A 14,532-nucleotide genomic window follows, 5' to 3' on the forward strand; every position below is an offset into this window, starting at 1 on the left:
GCGGCTGCTCGTGGCAGCCGCATCCCGCAGGCCGGGTTGCGCACACCCGCGCCGGTCACCTCCCGGCGCCGGGTGTCGCTTCGGCGTGGGCGGGAGCAGGTGGGGGCCTGCTCCCCGGTCGGGCGGGCCGCCGGGGTGTGGCACAATGGCTAGCTGTACTCGACAGCCGCACAGGAACCCTCTCGCCTCCGGCTGACGCGTCCATCGGGCACTCGGGTACCGCAACCCCACGCGGCCATCTCGCCGTGCCCAACCACGTCAAAACCAGGAGAACCCACTCCCGTGGCAGTCAAGATCAAGCTGAAGCGTCTGGGCAAGATCCGTTCGCCTCACTACCGCATCGTCGTCGCCGACTCCCGTACCCGCCGTGATGGCCGGGCCATCGAGGAGATCGGTCTGTACCACCCGGTGCAGAACCCCTCGCGCATCGAGGTCGACACCGACCGTGCGCAGTACTGGCTGAGTGTCGGCGCGCAGCCGACCGAGCCCGTGCTCGCCATCCTGAAGCTCACCGGCGACTGGCAGAAGTTCAAGGGCCTGCCGGCCCCGGCTCCGCTGCTCGTGGCCGCGCCGAAGGCCGCGCGTCCCGTGTTCGACGCCCTCGGTGGCGACGACGCGAGCAAGGGTGAGGCGATCACCCAGAAGAAGAAGGCTGAGAAGAAGGACGAGGCTCCGGCCGAGTCCGAGTCGACCGAGGCCTGAGCATGCTCGAGGAGGCTCTCGAGCACCTCGTGAAGGGCATCGTCGACAACCCTGACGATGTGCAGGTCGCCTCGCGCGACCTGCGTCGCGGGCGCGTGCTGGAGGTCCGGGTGCACCCCGACGACCTCGGCAAGGTGATCGGTCGCAACGGCCGCACCGCTCGCGCTCTGCGCACCGTCGTGGGCGCCATCGGCGGCCGAGGTGTCCGCGTCGACCTTGTCGACGTGGACCACGTCCGCTGACGCTTATCGCAATCCGGCTCGGGCCGGGGAGGGCCACTGGCCGTCCCCGGCCCGATCTGCATGAAACAGGAGAAGTGGACACGTGCAACTGGTAGTCGCACGGATCGGCCGTGCCCATGGCATCAAGGGCGAGGTCACCGTCGAGGTACGCACCGACGAGCCCGAGCTCAGACTCGCCCCCGGCGCCGTCCTGTTCACGGACCCCGCCCCGACGGGACCGCTCACCATCGAGACGGGCCGCGTCCACAGCGGCCGCCTCATCCTCCGCTTCGAGGGCGTCAGCGACCGCACCGGCGCCGAGGCCCTGCGCAACACCCTCCTGATCGCCGAGGTCGATCCCGAGGAGCTGCCCGAGGAGGAGGACGAGTACTACGACCACCAGCTGATGGACCTCGACGTCGTCACCAAGGACGGCGAGGAGGTCGGCCGGATCACCGAGATCTCGCACCTGCCCTCCCAGGACCTCTTCATCGTGGAGCGTCCCGACGGCAGCGAGGTGATGATCCCGTTCGTCGAGTCGATCGTCGTCGAGATCGACCTGGAGGAGCAGCGCGCGGTCATCGACCCGCCGCCAGGGCTGATCGACGACCGGGCCGAGGTCGTGTCCTCCAGGGAAGACTCTTCAGAGGACGCCGACGCATGAGGCTCGACGTCGTCACGATCTTCCCCGAGTACCTCGAACCGCTGAACGTCTCCCTCGTCGGCAAGGCACGCGCGCGTGGACAGCTGAATGTGCACGTGCATGATCTGCGCTCCTGGACCTACGACCGCCACAACACGGTCGACGACACCCCCTACGGCGGCGGCCCCGGCATGGTCATGAAGACGGACCCCTGGGGCGACGCCCTGGACTCCGTCCTGGCCGACGGCTACGAGACGGGCTCCGGCGCACCGGCGCTCATCGTGCCCACGCCCAGCGGCCGCCCCTTCACCCAGGAACTCGCCGTAGAACTCTCCGAGCGCCCCTGGCTGGTCTTCACGCCCGCCCGCTACGAGGGCATCGACCGGCGGGTCATCGACGAGTACGCGACGCGGATGCCGGTCTACGAGGTGTCCATCGGGGACTACGTGCTCGCCGGCGGCGAGGCGGCCGTCCTGGTCGTCACGGAGGCCGTGGCACGGCTGCTGCCGGGTGTCCTGGGCAACGCCGAGTCCCACCGCGACGACTCCTTCGCGCCCGGCGCCATGGCCAACCTCCTGGAGGGGCCGATCTACACCAAGCCGCCCCAGTGGCGCGGCCAGGGGATCCCGGACGTGCTGCTCAGCGGCCACCACGGCAAGATCGCCCGCTGGCGGCGCGACGAGGCGCTGAAGCGCACGGCCGCCCACCGGCCCGACCTGATCGAGCGCTGCGAGCCCAAGACCTTCGACAAGAAGGACCGCGAGATGCTCTCGATCCTGGGCTGGTCACCGGACCCCGCGGGGGAGCCGTACGGCCGATTTTGGCGCAGGCCGGACGGCGTGGAAGAATAGGTCGCTGTTGTGCGTCGTCCGGCGTGCGCCCCTGCCACAGGGGGACATGACGCCCGCCCCGACACGGACAGCATCCTTCCCTTCACCTATCTCCCGTCGGTGACCTGTGGCATCGATGAAGAAAGCAGACGAAATGTCCCACCTGCTCGACATCGTCGACGGCGCCTCGCTGCGCACCGACGTCCCGGCCTTCCGCCCGGGTGACACCGTCAACGTCCACGTCCGCGTCATCGAGGGCAACCGCTCCCGTGTGCAGCAGTTCAAGGGCGTAGTCATCCGTCGCCAGGGCGCCGGTGTCCGCGAGACCTTCACGGTCCGCAAGGTCTCGTTCTCCGTCGGCGTCGAGCGCACCTTCCCGGTGCACACCCCGATCGTCGAGAAGATCGAGCTCGTGACCCGTGGTGACGTCCGTCGCGCGAAGCTGTACTACCTCCGTGACCTGCGCGGCAAGGCCGCGAAGATCAAGGAGAAGCGCGACAACTGAGCTTGATACGGGGTTCTTATCGGGGCCGGATAGCATCTGGCTCCGATGGACACCGAAGCACAGCACACGGAGCGCGACCGCTCCTCCCGCCCTCCCGACTCCGAGGACACCTCGGACACCGGAGGGCCGGAGGACCGGTCGCGCTTCGCGTTGGTGTCGTGGGTCGCCGAGTGGCTGCCCGGCGGTCGGATCACCCTGACTGCCCTGGTCTGTCTGGTGTTCCTGCTGCTGCTCAACACCTTCTTGCTGCAGCCTTTCCAGATTCCCAGCGGATCCATGGAATCCGGATTGAGGATCGGCGACCGCGTTCTCGTAAATAAGTTGGCGTACCGTTTCGGTGCTCATCCGCGGCGCGGCGACATCGTCGTGTTCGATGGAACCGGCTATTTCGGGGACGCCGACTACATCAAGCGCGTTGTTGGTGTGGGGGGAGACCACGTGCTCTGCTGCGACGAGAAGGGGAGGCTCGAGGTGAACGGGCGGTCGGTCGACGAGACGGCGTTCCTGTACCCCGGGGACGCTCCGTCCACCGTGGCGTTCGACGTGGTCGTGCCCGACGGCACGCTGTTCGTCCTCGGTGACCACCGCGGCGACTCAAGTGACTCCCGGGACCACCTGGGCGACCCGGGCGGAGGCATGATTCCTGTTGGTGACGTCATCGGGCGAGCCGACTGGGTCGTCTGGCCCGCCGGGCACTGGACCCACCTCGTCCGACCCGGCGCCTACGCGCGCGTACCCGCCGCGGACGGCGCCCATGGGTAACCGCGGCAAGCCCCGCGGCGCGACGCCGCCGGGCGGCTCCTTCGGGAACGAGAACCTGCTGCCGACCGGTTTCCGGCGCGCGGGCGCGGGCGCGCTCGCCCCTGCCGGGGGCGCGGGCCGCAGCCGGGCCGAGCGGCGCAAGCTCCAGCGCAAGGTCAAGCGGCGCCGACGGCGCTCCGCGGTCCGGGAGATACCCCTCCTGGTCGGTGTCGCCGTTCTCATAGCCCTCGTCCTGAAGACCTTCCTCCTCCAGGCGTTCGTGATCCCGTCGGGCTCCATGGAGCAGACGATCCGCATCGGCGACCGTGTACTGGTCGACAAGTTCACCCCGTGGTTCGGCTCCGAGCCCAAGCGCGGCGACGTCGTCGTCTTCCACGACCCGGGCGGCTGGCTCGCGGACGAGCAGACCACCAAGAAGAACGACCCGATCGTGGTCAAGCAGGTCAAGGAGGGCCTCCAGTTCATCGGCCTGCTGCCGTCCGACAACGAGAAGGACCTCATCAAGCGGGTCATCGGCGTCGGCGGCGACCACGTCAAGTGCTGTGACGCGCAGGGCCGGGTGACCGTCAACGGCGTCCCCCTGACCGAGGCCGACTACCTGTATCCAGGCAACGCACCGTCCGAAACGGCGTTCGACATCACCGTCCCCAAGGGGCGGCTGTGGGTGATGGGCGACCACCGCGGCAACTCGGCGGACTCCCGCGCACACCAGAACACCAGCTACGGAGGCACGGTCGCGCTCAGTTCGGTGGTGGGGCGGGCCAAGGTGATCGCCTGGCCCATGGGCCACTGGACCAGCCTGAACGAACCTAAAACCTTCGCATCGGTTTCCAACTCCGTGTCGGGGACGACCGCCGGTCCCGAACTGTCGCATAGGGTTGCCCCGGTCGATCCGAACGGATCGGTCCAACTCCCGAGCCCTGCGGAACTCCCGCTCGTTATGGGAGTGGTGGGCCTGCGCCGAGGATGGGGCAGGCGGCGGCACAGAGTAAGGAGTTGGCGTGGGGGATGTGGCGGTTGGCGCACGGTCCGGACACGACGGCGAGGAGCACCACGGACGTCCCGTGGAAGCACCCGCCCCGGCCGCGGACAGCGCCGTGACCTCAGGGAGTGACTCCGGCCCGGACGAGGACGGTACGGCGCCGGGCGACGCGACCCGCACCGAGGAGCAGGGGCCGGGCGACCAGCCCCCGCAGCCGAGGAAGCCGCGCTCCTTCTGGAAGGAGCTGCCGATCCTGGTCGTCATCGCGCTCGTCCTCGCGCTGCTGATCAAGACGTTCCTGGTGCAGGCGTTCTCCATCCCCTCGGACTCGATGCAGAACACCCTCCAGCAGGGCGACCGTGTCCTGGTCGACAAGCTCACCCCGTGGTTCGGCTCCAAGCCCGAGCGCGGCGAGGTCGTCGTCTTCCACGACCCGGACGACTGGCTGGCGGGCGAGCCGGCGGCGAACCCCAACGCCCTGCAGACGGTGCTCAGCTGGATCGGTCTGATGCCGTCCGCGCAGGAGAAGGACCTCATCAAGCGGGTCATCGGCGTCGGCGGCGACACCGTCTCCTGCAGCGGCACCGGCCCGCTGATGGTCAACGGCAAGGCGCTGAACGAGCCGTACGTCTACCCCGGCAACACCCCGTGCACCAACGACGACCAGGGCGGCCAGTTCACCGTCAAGGTCCCCAAGGGCGACATCTGGGTGATGGGCGACCACCGGCAGAACTCGCGGGACTCGCGCTACAACCAGTCCGACAAGCACCACGGCATGGTCCCGGTGAAGGAGGTCGTCGGCCGCGCGATCGTCAAGGCCTGGCCCATCAACCGCTGGGGCACGCTGCCGATCCCGGACACCTTCGACCAGACGGGCATCAACACCCAGGCCTCCGCCTCCCGCCTCCTGACGGCCGCTCCGGAGGGCCTTGCCCTCGTAGGCGTCCTGCCGCTGGCTCTGTGGCGCCGCAGGCGCTCGGCCAAGGCGGAGTAAAGGCCTTGTAGAGCTTGTGACCTTGGTCCCGGAGGAAGGGCTGACCACCCTCGGTACCGCCGGGTAGGGTGCGGACCCATGGGTGGCGAGAGCGCAACACGTACGGCCCCGCGTACCGGCGGTGGCACAGGCAAGGGCCCGGTGGGCAGCCGGACCGGACAGCGGTTGTCCGGACTGGCCGTCGCGCTGGGCCTTGTGCTGTTCCTCGGAGGCTTCGGCTGGGCAGCGGTGGTCTACCGGCCGTACACGGTGCCGACCAGCTCGATGACGCCGACGATCGACGCGGGCGACCGGGTGCTGGCGCAGCGGGTCGACGGCGACGAGGTGCACCGCGGCGACGTCGTGGTGTTCACGGACAAGACCTGGGTGACGAACGCGCCCGTGGTCAAGCGGGTGGTCGCCGTCGGCGGGGACACCGTCTCCTGCTGCACGAACGGCAAGCTGGTCGTCAACGGCAAGCAGATCGCCGAGGACTACCTCAAGGGCGGCGCGGTCGAGGACAAGTCGATCCCCGTGGTGAAGGTCCCCAAGGGCCGTCTGTTCCTCCTCGGCGACGAACGCCAGGGCTCCCTGGACTCCAGCGCCCACCTCACGGACGTAGCCAGCGGCACCGTCGCGAAAAGCGCCGTGAGCGCCCGCGTGGACGCCGTCGTCTGGCCGATGAAGGGCATGCTGGAGCGCCCCACCGGCTTCGAGCCGCTCGGCAGCCTCTCCCACCCCGGCCCGCTGCGCACGATCCTGGCCCTGATCGTCGTGGGCGCGGTGCTCGTCCTCGGCGGCGGCGCCTACGGCCCGGTCGCCAAGCTGGCGGCCGGCCGCCGCGCCCGCACCCGGACGGAGCCCGCCGGTGCCCGCTGAGGCCACCGAGGAGGGCCCGTACGGCGACTCGTACGAGGGCGGTCTGCGCAAGGTCGCCCGGGTCGTCCTGCTCGATCCCCAGGACCGCATCCTGCTGCTCCACGGCCATGAGCCGGACGATCCGTCCGACGACTGGTGGTTCACCCCGGGCGGCGGCCTGGAGGGCGACGAGACCCACGAGGAGGCAGCCCTACGGGAACTCGCGGAGGAGACCGGCATCACCCAGGTCGAACTCGGCCCGGTGCTGTGGACGCGGACGTGTTCCTTCCCGTTCGCGGGCCGCCGCTGGGACCAGGCCGAGTGGTACTACCTGGCCAGGACGTCCGCCACGGCCGAGGGCGTGCCCGGCGCCACGGCCCTCACCGAACTGGAGCGACGCAGCGTCTCCGGAGCACGTTGGTGGACGTACCGGGAACTGGACCGGGCGCATGAGACGGTGTATCCGACCAGACTCGCCGAGCTGCTCCGCAGGCTGCTCGACGAAGGTCCCCCGGCCGGGCCCGTGACCCTTGACACCGAAATCGTCTAGGGGCTTACGGGACTGGCGCACAATGGTGGGATCGCACGGGTGAAGGGGAACATGCCATGAGCGCCGAGGACCTCGAAAAGTACGAGACCGAGATGGAGCTGAAGCTCTACCGGGAGTACCGAGATGTCGTCGGTCTGTTCAAATATGTGATCGAGACCGAACGGCGCTTCTACCTCACCAATGACTACGAGATGCAGGTGCACTCGGTCCAGGGTGAGGTGTTCTTCGAGGTGTCCATGGCGGATGCCTGGGTGTGGGACATGTATCGACCGGCTCGCTTCGTCAAACAGGTCCGCGTGCTCACGTTCAAGGACGTGAACATCGAGGAGCTGAACAAGAGCGACCTGGAGCTGCCGGGCGGGTGACGGCGGATACCCGCGGGGTGGCTTTCACTCGTGCGGGTGACGGAGTTCTCCACAATCACCGAACGGTCCACCAAGATCCACTTGGTGGACCGTTCCGCGTGACGGTTGGTGCCGGAGGTGGTGCCGACATGAACGCACGCAGTGCACTCGGCAGGTTCGGCGAGGCGGTCGCCGCACGACGGCTGGTCGAGGCCGGCATGACGGTCCTGGAGCGCAACTGGCGCTGTGGCAGGACCGGCGAGATCGACATCGTGGCGCGGGACGGCGACGTCCTGGTGGTCTGCGAGGTCAAGACCCGGCGGGCGGGCGCCTTCGAGCACCCGATGGCCGCCGTCACACCCCAGAAGGCGGAGCGCCTACGGGGCCTCGCCGAGCGATGGATCCACGCGCACGGCGGAGCCCCGCCGGGAGGGGTCCGCATCGACCTGGTGGGTGTCGTCGTGCCCCGGTGCGGCAGGGCCGTGGTCGAGCACGCCCGGGGGGTGGCCTGAGATGGGGTTCGCTCGTACGTGTTCGGTGGCGCTGGTGGGCGTCGAGGGAGTCGTCGTCGAGGTCCAGGCCGACCTCGAACCGGGAGTCGCCGCGTTCACGCTGGTGGGACTGCCCGACAAGAGCCTGACGGAGAGCAAGGACCGGGTGCGGGCCGCGCTCGTCAACTCGGGAGCACCTTGGCCGCAGAAGAAACTGACCGTGGGACTCAGCCCGGCGTCGGTGCCCAAGAGCGGCAGCGGGTTCGACCTCGCCGTGGCGGCGGCCGTCCTCGGTGCGGCCGAGCGGATCGATCCGCGTGTGCTCGCCGACATCGTGATGATCGGCGAACTCGGCCTGGACGGACGGGTCCGGCCGGTCCGGGGCATCCTGCCCGCCGTGCTGGCCGCGGCCGACTCCGGATACGAGCAGGTCGTCGTCCCGGAATGCGCCGCAGCCGAGGCGTCCCTCGTGCCCGGGGTGTCCGTGCTGGGCGTCCGCACACTGCGGCAGCTGATCGCCGTACTCGCCGACGAACCGGTACCCGACGAGGATCCGGACGAGCTGGGACGCCCGGACCCGCTGCTCGCCGGACTGCGCATGCCCGGCACGGGCGCCGCCACGGGTATGCACAGCGTGGGCGCGTCCCAGCACGACCTGGGGCACGATCTCGCCGATGTCGTCGGCCAGTTCTCGGCGCGGACGGCGGTGGAGGTCTCGGCGGCCGGCGGCCATCACCTCTTCCTCGAAGGCCCACCCGGGGCCGGCAAGACGATGCTCGCGGAGCGGCTGCCCGCCGTCCTGCCCCGGCTCGACCGGCAGGAGTCCCTGGAGGTCACGGCGGTCCACTCGGTGGCTGGCCTGCTGCCCCCGGGCAAACCCCTGATCGACGTCGCCCCCTACTGCGCCCCGCACCACTCGGCCACGATGCAGGCCCTCGTCGGCGGCGGACAGGGGATCGCGCGGCCCGGGGCGGTGTCGCTGTCCCATCGAGGCGTCCTGTTCCTCGACGAGACCCCCGAGTTCAGTGGTCAGGCGCTGGATGCGCTACGACAGCCCCTGGAGGCCGGGCATGTGGTGATCGCGCGGAGTGCGGGGGTCGTCCGGTTCCCGGCGAGGTTCCTGATGGTGCTGGCCGCCAACCCCTGTCCGTGCGGCCGTTTCTCGCAGACCGACGACCTGTGCGAGTGCGCGCCGATGTCGATCCGGAGGTACCAGGCCAGGCTCTCCGGGCCGCTGCTCGACCGGGTGGACCTGCGGGTGGAGGTGGACCGGGTCACGCGGGACCAGCTCACCGGACGCGGCTCGCGGGGCGAGTCCACGGCGACGGTCGCGGACCGGGTGCGGGCGGCCAGGGAGCGGGCGGCGGCGCGGCTCGCGGACACACCCTGGCGCACCAACAGCGAGGTGCCCGGCCGTGAACTGCGCAGCCGCTGGCACGCCGAGCGCGGGGCGATGGACGAGGCCGAGCGCGGCCTGGAGCGCGGCGTGCTCACCGCGCGCGGGCTGGACCGGGTGCTGCGCGTCGCCTGGACGGTCGCGGACCTGGTCGGCCACGACCGGCCCGGCGCGACCGATGTCGCCCTCGCGCTCCAACTGCGCACGGGCGTACCGCGAGGCGTGCCGATGGCCATCGGGGCGATGACGTGACCCGGGCCGAGGACATGGGCGGGGTCGATCGCCGGACGGGGGTCAGCGGTCGGGCGGGTAGTCATGATCGGGCCGGGGTTGGTGACGCGGGCGGGGGCGATGGCTGGCCCGGGACTGATGGCGCGACCAGGGTGGATGGCTGGACCGGATCCCATGGCGCGGGCGGGGCCGATGACCCGACCAGGCCCCATGGCGCGGGCGACGACCTGTTCGCCCGTGTCTTTCTCGCCCGGGTCGTCGAACCTGGGGACGAGGTCGCAGGGCGGTGGATCCGGGAGCTCGGGGCTGTGGAGGTCGCCCGGCGGCTGTGGAACGGTGGGCCGCAGCTCACCGGGGTGACCGACAAGCGGTGGGCCGGGTTGTGCGCGCGGGCCGAACTGGTCGAGCCCGGGCGGGACTTGGCCGTCGCGCAGGACGCCGGCGTCCGGTTCGTGTGTCCCGGTGATGTCGAGTGGCCCGCCCAGCTCGACGATCTCGGGGACGCGCGGCCCATCGGGCTGTGGGTGCGCGGGGAACCCAACCTGCGGATGTTGGCACTCAAGTCGGTCGCCGTCGTCGGCGCCCGGGCCTGTACCGAGTACGGCGCGCACATGGCGGCCACCCTCGCCGCCGGACTGGCCGAACGCGGCTGGGTGGTCGTGTCCGGCGGCGCCTACGGAGTCGACGGCGCCGCCCATCGCGGCGCCCTCGGCGCGACCGGCGTCACGATCGCCGTGCTCGCGTGCGGCGTCGACCGGCCCTACCCGCGCGGGCACGCCGAGTTGATCCGCAGGATCGCCGAACAGGGGCTCGTGGTCGGCGAGTTGCCGCCCGGCGAGCATCCGACGCCGAGCAGGTTCATCCTCCGGAACCGGGTGATCGCCGCGCTCACGCGGGGCACCGTGGTGGTCGAGGCCGCGTACCGGAGCGGGTCGCTCGTCACGGCGCGGGCCGCGCAGCGACTGGGGCGTCACACCATAGGGGTACCTGGGCCGGCGACCAGTGCGCTGTCAGCCGGAGTGCACGAACTCCTGCGTGGGGACGCGGTGCTGGTCACCGACACGGCGGAAATCGTCGAACTGGTCGGTGGCATGGGCGAACTGGCCCCGGACCGACGCGGACCGGTGCTCCCGCGCGACCTGTTGGAGCCTGCCGCCCGGCGCATCCTCGCCGCACTGCCCGGCAACAGGGCAGCGCCGCCGGGGCAGATCGCGCGCGGTGCGCAGACCACGGAGGACGACGCGATCGCGAGACTGTACGAACTCCGAGCACTTGGTTACGTCGAACGACACGGCGACGGCTGGAAGTTGACACGCCAGGCGATGATCTCGGTCCGGCCCGATCGGGGGCGCCGCTGACCGAGTGTGTTCGGCCGTCCGGGGGAACCCCGACACCCTTGGGAATTCCCGCAGTTGGCGCATTCCGATGATCACGCAGAGCAATCGGAGTAACCCGCTCCGGCACCCCGCCGAGCGCGTCCGTGCCCGGTCCGAGCCCCGCCCTTCGCACACCGCGACACTCCAGTCACGCTACGCTCACGGGGATTCCGGCACAGACCGGCATCTCCCCATCACTCCGACAGCTCACCCAGGCAACCCCACTTCACGGCAGAACGGCACAAGGCGACGAATGCCCCAGCACACCTCCGGGTCCGACCGGGCGGCGATCCCCCCAGCCGCCCGCGACGGTGGCAGCGTCCGGCCGCCCGCTCCCTCGACGCTCGACGAGCTGTGGCGGTCGTACAAGACGACGGGCGACGAGAGGCTGCGTGAGCAGCTGATCCTGCACTACTCGCCGCTCGTGAAGTACGTCGCGGGACGGGTGAGCGTCGGGCTGCCGCCCAATGTGGAACAGGCGGACTTCGTGTCGTCGGGGGTGTTCGGACTGATCGACGCGATCGAGAAGTTCGACATCGAGCGGGAGATCAAGTTCGAGACGTACGCGATCACCCGCATCCGGGGCGCGATGATCGACGAACTCCGCGCCCTGGACTGGATCCCGCGCTCGGTACGGCAGAAGGCGCGGAACGTCGAGCGGGCGTACGCCACGCTGGAGGCGCGGCTGAGGCGCACGCCCAGCGAGGTCGAGGTGGCCGCCGAGATGGGCATCGCGGTGGAGGAACTCCACGCCGTCTTCAGCCAGTTGTCGCTGGCGAACGTGGTCGCCCTGGAGGAGCTGCTGCACGCCGGTGGCGAGGGCGGCGACCGGCTCAGTCTGATGGACACCCTGGAGGACACCGCAGCCGACAACCCGGTGGAGGTGGCCGAGGGGCGGGAGCTGCGGAGGTTCCTGGCGCGGGCGATCAACACGCTGCCCGAGCGCGAGAAGACCGTCGTCACGCTCTACTACTACGAGGGCCTCACCCTCGCCGAGATCGGCAACGTGCTCGGCGTGACCGAGAGCCGGGTCAGCCAGATCCACACCAAGTCCGTGCTGCAGCTCCGCGCCAAGCTGGCGAGTTTTGGCCGCTGAGCAGAAGTGGTACGGCCTTGGTGACCTCGCAGAATCGTGCCTGCATTGCCCTGCGTGGCTTGGGTCACTCCCGCCCGGGGTGCGCCGTCCGTAGAGTGGTTGACGTGCCAAGGATTCGAGCGGCCTCCGTGGCCGAGCACCGGTCGATGCAGCGAGCCGCCCTGCTGGACGCGGCTCGTTCCCTGCTGTCCGAGGGCGGGACGGAGGCGCTGACGTTCCCGGCCCTGGCCGAGCGGACGGGGCTGGCGCGGTCGTCCGTGTACGAGTACTTCCGCTCCCGGGCCGCTGTCGTCGAGGAGCTGTGCGAGGTCGACTTTCCCGTGTGGGCGGCGGACGTGTCTTCCGCGATGGAGGGGGCCGGCTCCGCCGAGGGCAAGGTCGAGGCGTACGTACGGCAGCAGCTTGCGCTGGTCGGGGATCGGCGGCATCGGGCTGTTGTCGCCATCTCCGCGAGCGAACTCGACGCGGGGGCTCGGGAGAAGATCCGGGCCGCGCATGGGGGGTTGGTGGCGATGATCGTCTCGGCGCTCGGGGACATGGGGCATGCGGAGCCTCGGCTGGCGGCGATGTTGGTTCAGGGTGTTGTTGATGCGGCTGTGCGGCGGATTGAGCTGGGGGCGGCTGAGGATCCGTCGGTGATTACTGAGGCTGCGGTGAATATGGCTTTGCGGGGGTTCTGGGTTGAGTTTCGGGTGCGGGGGCGGTGGGGGCTGGGCGCGCAGTTCCCCGCGCCCCTGAAAGAAGCGGGGTCACAGAACCGGCAGCAGGCGGGATGGGCCTCGATTCAGCAGCCATGGGGGCAGTAGCTCCAGCGGGTCCAAGTACGTCTCTCCTCTCAGTAGGCCCCAGTGCACGCACGTCGTTGCGCAATGGGAGCCGGTGATCTCCACGGTGCCTACCACCTCGCCGGGTTCCACCTCGTCGCCCTTCTTCACGGTCGCGGTCACTGGCTCGTACGTCGTGCGTAAGTCCGTGCCGGTCAGTTCGATCGCGACCACCCCTCTTCCCGCCACCCGGCCCGCGAAGGACACCCGGCCCGGTGCCACCGCTCGTACCTCAGCGCCGGCCGGGGTCGCCAGGTCCACGCCTCGGTGGCCCCGGGCGTAGGGCGTCGGCGGGGGCTCCCAGCCTCGTAGGACCAAGGGGTGGGAACCGACGGGCCAGGTGCGGGCGATGGCCGGTACCGAGGGGGACGGGACTCCGGGAACGGGTGGAGGGCTGTCGTTCGCCCGGGCCGTGCAGGTCAGCAGGGTCAGGAGGAGGGCCAGAAGTAGGGCGGGGCCAATACGTACAGGTCGGTCATCTCGTCGCGTCCGCATGGCACAAACCGTGCCGTACCCGTGCCGATCATGGCCGGGACCTGTGGACCGGCGTGGGGTTGTGGACAACGGCGTCACCCGGTGCCTCGCGGGTCCCGTACACTTCCTTTGGCGATCCGGGTCACCGGGTCGACTTCGCACGCCCCGGCATCTGGTCCTCCGTCGTAAAGACGAAACCGGTGTCAGCGCTCCTCGGTCCTCTGGGCACGCGCACGTGGGCGTCAGGCGCGAGTGCCGTCCGGTGCTCGCGGCACAACCGAGTAAATCAAGGAGAACGGCCATGGCCGTCGTCACGATGCGGGAGCTGCTGGAAAGCGGCGTCCACTTCGGTCACCAGACCCGTCGTTGGAACCCGAAGATGAAGCGCTTCATCTTCACGGAGCGCAACGGCATCTACATCATCGACCTGCTCCAGTCGCTGTCGTACATCGACCGCGCCTACGAGTTCGTCAAGGAGACCGTCGCCCACGGCGGCACGGTCATGTTCGTCGGTACGAAGAAGCAGGCGCAGGAGGCCATCGCCGAGCAGGCCACCCGCGTCGGCATGCCCTACGTCAACCAGCGCTGGCTGGGCGGCATGCTCACCAACTTCTCCACCGTCTACAAGCGTCTGCAGCGCCTCAAGGAGCTCGAGCAGATCGACTTCGAGGACGTCGCCGCGTCCGGTCTCACCAAGAAGGAGCTTCTCGTGCTCTCGCGCGAGAAGGCCAAGCTGGAGAAGACCCTCGGTGGTATCCGCGAGATGTCCAAGGTTCCCAGCGCCGTCTGGATCGTGGACACCAAGAAGGAGCACATCGCGGTCGGTGAGGCCCGGAAGCTCAACATCCCGGTCGTCGCCATCCTCGACACGAACTGCGACCCCGACGAGGTCGACTACAAGATCCCGGGCAACGACGACGCGATCCGCTCCGTCACCCTGCTCACCCGCGTGATCGCCGACGCCGTCGCCGAGGGCCTCATCAGCCGCTCCGGTGTCGCCGCCGAGGCCAAGGGTGACAAGGCCGCCGGCGAGCCGCTGGCCGCGTGGGAGCGCGACCTGCTCGAGGGCGAGAAGAAGGCCGACGAGACCCCCGCCGCCGAGGCCGAGGTGCAGACCTCCGCCGAGACGGAGAAGGTCGCCGACGCCGAGCAGGCCGACGAGGCTCCGGCCGCCGCTGAGGCCGCTGCCGAGGTCGAGGCGCCCGCCGCCGAGGTCGAGGCCGCTCCGGCCGCCGAGGCCGAGCAGGCCTGACCTTCCGGGCCAAAGGGCTGAC

17 protein-coding genes and 1 pseudogene are annotated in these 14,532 nt (G+C 70.0%); 17 read left to right on the forward strand and 1 reads right to left on the reverse strand.

Translation table 11 applies throughout. The features are described 5' to 3' along the window. Positions 1-282 precede the first annotated feature (282 nt). The 16 genes and pseudogenes from rpsP to R2B38_RS30500 form a co-directional block, all read left to right on the forward strand. Complete coding sequence (gene rpsP / locus R2B38_RS30425; protein ID WP_033282653.1) at positions 283-702, forward strand: 30S ribosomal protein S16; 420 nt, start codon at positions 283-285, stop codon at positions 700-702. Positions 703-704: 2 nt separating this feature from the next. Then, positions 705-944, forward strand: coding sequence for an RNA-binding protein (locus tag R2B38_RS30430; RefSeq protein WP_005479813.1), 240 nt, complete (start codon positions 705-707; stop codon positions 942-944). Between the two features lie 82 nt (positions 945-1,026). After that, on the forward strand, positions 1,027-1,587 hold the full coding sequence (gene rimM / locus R2B38_RS30435) for a ribosome maturation factor RimM (protein WP_318019074.1): 561 nt from the start codon (positions 1,027-1,029) through the stop codon (positions 1,585-1,587). Next, complete coding sequence (trmD, locus tag R2B38_RS30440) at positions 1,584-2,417, forward strand: tRNA (guanosine(37)-N1)-methyltransferase TrmD (RefSeq protein WP_318019075.1); 834 nt, start codon at positions 1,584-1,586, stop codon at positions 2,415-2,417. Before rimM ends, trmD begins: the two co-directional genes overlap by 4 nt. A 133-nt stretch (positions 2,418-2,550) precedes the next feature. Next, entirely contained in the window at positions 2,551-2,901 is a 351-nt protein-coding gene (gene rplS, locus R2B38_RS30445) for a 50S ribosomal protein L19 (RefSeq protein WP_033282651.1), read from the forward strand. 45 nt (positions 2,902-2,946) lie between these two features. After that, complete coding sequence (gene lepB / locus R2B38_RS30450; RefSeq protein ID WP_318019076.1) at positions 2,947-3,663, forward strand: signal peptidase I; 717 nt, start codon at positions 2,947-2,949, stop codon at positions 3,661-3,663. Then, complete coding sequence (gene lepB / locus R2B38_RS30455; RefSeq protein ID WP_318019077.1) at positions 3,656-4,777, forward strand: signal peptidase I; 1,122 nt, start codon at positions 3,656-3,658, stop codon at positions 4,775-4,777. Before lepB (R2B38_RS30450) ends, lepB (R2B38_RS30455) begins: the two co-directional genes overlap by 8 nt. Next, entirely contained in the window at positions 4,665-5,639 is a 975-nt protein-coding gene (lepB, locus tag R2B38_RS30460; RefSeq protein ID WP_318019078.1) for a signal peptidase I, read from the forward strand. The genes lepB (R2B38_RS30455) and lepB (R2B38_RS30460) overlap by 113 nt, the downstream gene beginning before the upstream one ends. Before the next feature lie 78 nt (positions 5,640-5,717). Beyond that, complete coding sequence (lepB, locus tag R2B38_RS30465) at positions 5,718-6,497, forward strand: signal peptidase I (protein ID WP_033282647.1); 780 nt, start codon at positions 5,718-5,720, stop codon at positions 6,495-6,497. Continuing rightward, positions 6,487-7,026 carry an NUDIX hydrolase gene (locus tag R2B38_RS30470; protein ID WP_318019079.1) on the forward strand — a complete coding sequence of 180 codons (540 nt, stop codon included), beginning with the start codon at positions 6,487-6,489 and terminating at the stop codon, positions 7,024-7,026. The genes lepB (R2B38_RS30465) and R2B38_RS30470 overlap by 11 nt, the downstream gene beginning before the upstream one ends. Positions 7,027-7,082: 56 nt before the next feature. Then, a complete protein-coding gene (locus R2B38_RS30475; protein WP_003965949.1) occupies positions 7,083-7,391 on the forward strand; it encodes a DUF2469 domain-containing protein in 309 nt (102 codons plus the stop codon). A gap of 128 nt (positions 7,392-7,519) precedes the next feature. After that, on the forward strand, positions 7,520-7,882 hold the full coding sequence (locus R2B38_RS30480; RefSeq protein ID WP_318019080.1) for a YraN family protein: 363 nt from the start codon (positions 7,520-7,522) through the stop codon (positions 7,880-7,882). Between the two features lies 1 nt (position 7,883). Next, positions 7,884-9,509 (forward strand): YifB family Mg chelatase-like AAA ATPase, encoded by a 1,626-nt coding sequence (locus tag R2B38_RS30485; protein ID WP_318019081.1) that lies wholly within the window; start codon positions 7,884-7,886, stop codon positions 9,507-9,509. 14 nt (positions 9,510-9,523) lie between these two features. Then, the gene (gene dprA / locus R2B38_RS30490; protein WP_411978594.1) at positions 9,524-10,846 is read left to right on the forward strand and encodes a DNA-processing protein DprA; all 1,323 of its coding nucleotides are present in this window, start codon (positions 9,524-9,526) and stop codon (positions 10,844-10,846) included. Positions 10,847-11,117: 271 nt separating this feature from the next. Then, on the forward strand, positions 11,118-11,960 hold the full coding sequence (gene whiG, locus R2B38_RS30495) for an RNA polymerase sigma factor WhiG (RefSeq protein WP_318019082.1): 843 nt from the start codon (positions 11,118-11,120) through the stop codon (positions 11,958-11,960). Positions 11,961-12,088: 128 nt separating this feature from the next. Continuing rightward, positions 12,089-12,634: pseudogene (locus R2B38_RS30500) on the forward strand (TetR/AcrR family transcriptional regulator); the annotation flags it as partial. Positions 12,635-12,709: 75 nt separating this feature from the next. Here the strand turns inward: R2B38_RS30500 and R2B38_RS30505 are convergent. Continuing rightward, positions 12,710-13,279 (reverse strand): M23 family metallopeptidase, encoded by a 570-nt coding sequence (locus R2B38_RS30505; RefSeq protein WP_318019083.1) that lies wholly within the window; start codon positions 13,277-13,279, stop codon positions 12,710-12,712. Positions 13,280-13,559: 280 nt separating this feature from the next. Here R2B38_RS30505 and rpsB point away from each other — a divergent pair, with 280 nt between their 5' ends. Then, entirely contained in the window at positions 13,560-14,510 is a 951-nt protein-coding gene (gene rpsB, locus R2B38_RS30510; RefSeq protein WP_033282642.1) for a 30S ribosomal protein S2, read from the forward strand. Positions 14,511-14,532: the final 22 nt, after the last annotated feature.

The organism is Streptomyces sp. N50 (assembly GCF_033335955.1).
In the GTDB taxonomy this organism is placed as follows: domain Bacteria; phylum Actinomycetota; class Actinomycetes; order Streptomycetales; family Streptomycetaceae; genus Streptomyces.

Coding starts and splice junctions, on each gene's coding strand:
- R2B38_RS30430 (WP_005479813.1), top strand. CDS start 705: ATGCTCGAGGAGGCTCTCGAGCACCTCGTGAAGGGCATCGTCGACAAC.
- R2B38_RS30505 (WP_318019083.1), bottom strand. CDS start 13,279: ATGCGGACGCGACGAGATGACCGACCTGTACGTATTGGCCCCGCCCTA.
- rplS (WP_033282651.1), top strand. CDS start 2,551: ATGTCCCACCTGCTCGACATCGTCGACGGCGCCTCGCTGCGCACCGAC.
- trmD (WP_318019075.1), top strand. CDS start 1,584: ATGAGGCTCGACGTCGTCACGATCTTCCCCGAGTACCTCGAACCGCTG.
- dprA (WP_411978594.1), top strand. CDS start 9,524: ATGGGCGGGGTCGATCGCCGGACGGGGGTCAGCGGTCGGGCGGGTAGT.
- whiG (WP_318019082.1), top strand. CDS start 11,118: ATGCCCCAGCACACCTCCGGGTCCGACCGGGCGGCGATCCCCCCAGCC.
- lepB (WP_318019077.1), top strand. CDS start 3,656: ATGGGTAACCGCGGCAAGCCCCGCGGCGCGACGCCGCCGGGCGGCTCC.
- lepB (WP_033282647.1), top strand. CDS start 5,718: ATGGGTGGCGAGAGCGCAACACGTACGGCCCCGCGTACCGGCGGTGGC.
- rpsB (WP_033282642.1), top strand. CDS start 13,560: ATGGCCGTCGTCACGATGCGGGAGCTGCTGGAAAGCGGCGTCCACTTC.
- lepB (WP_318019076.1), top strand. CDS start 2,947: ATGGACACCGAAGCACAGCACACGGAGCGCGACCGCTCCTCCCGCCCT.
- R2B38_RS30485 (WP_318019081.1), top strand. CDS start 7,884: ATGGGGTTCGCTCGTACGTGTTCGGTGGCGCTGGTGGGCGTCGAGGGA.
- R2B38_RS30475 (WP_003965949.1), top strand. CDS start 7,083: ATGAGCGCCGAGGACCTCGAAAAGTACGAGACCGAGATGGAGCTGAAG.
- R2B38_RS30480 (WP_318019080.1), top strand. CDS start 7,520: ATGAACGCACGCAGTGCACTCGGCAGGTTCGGCGAGGCGGTCGCCGCA.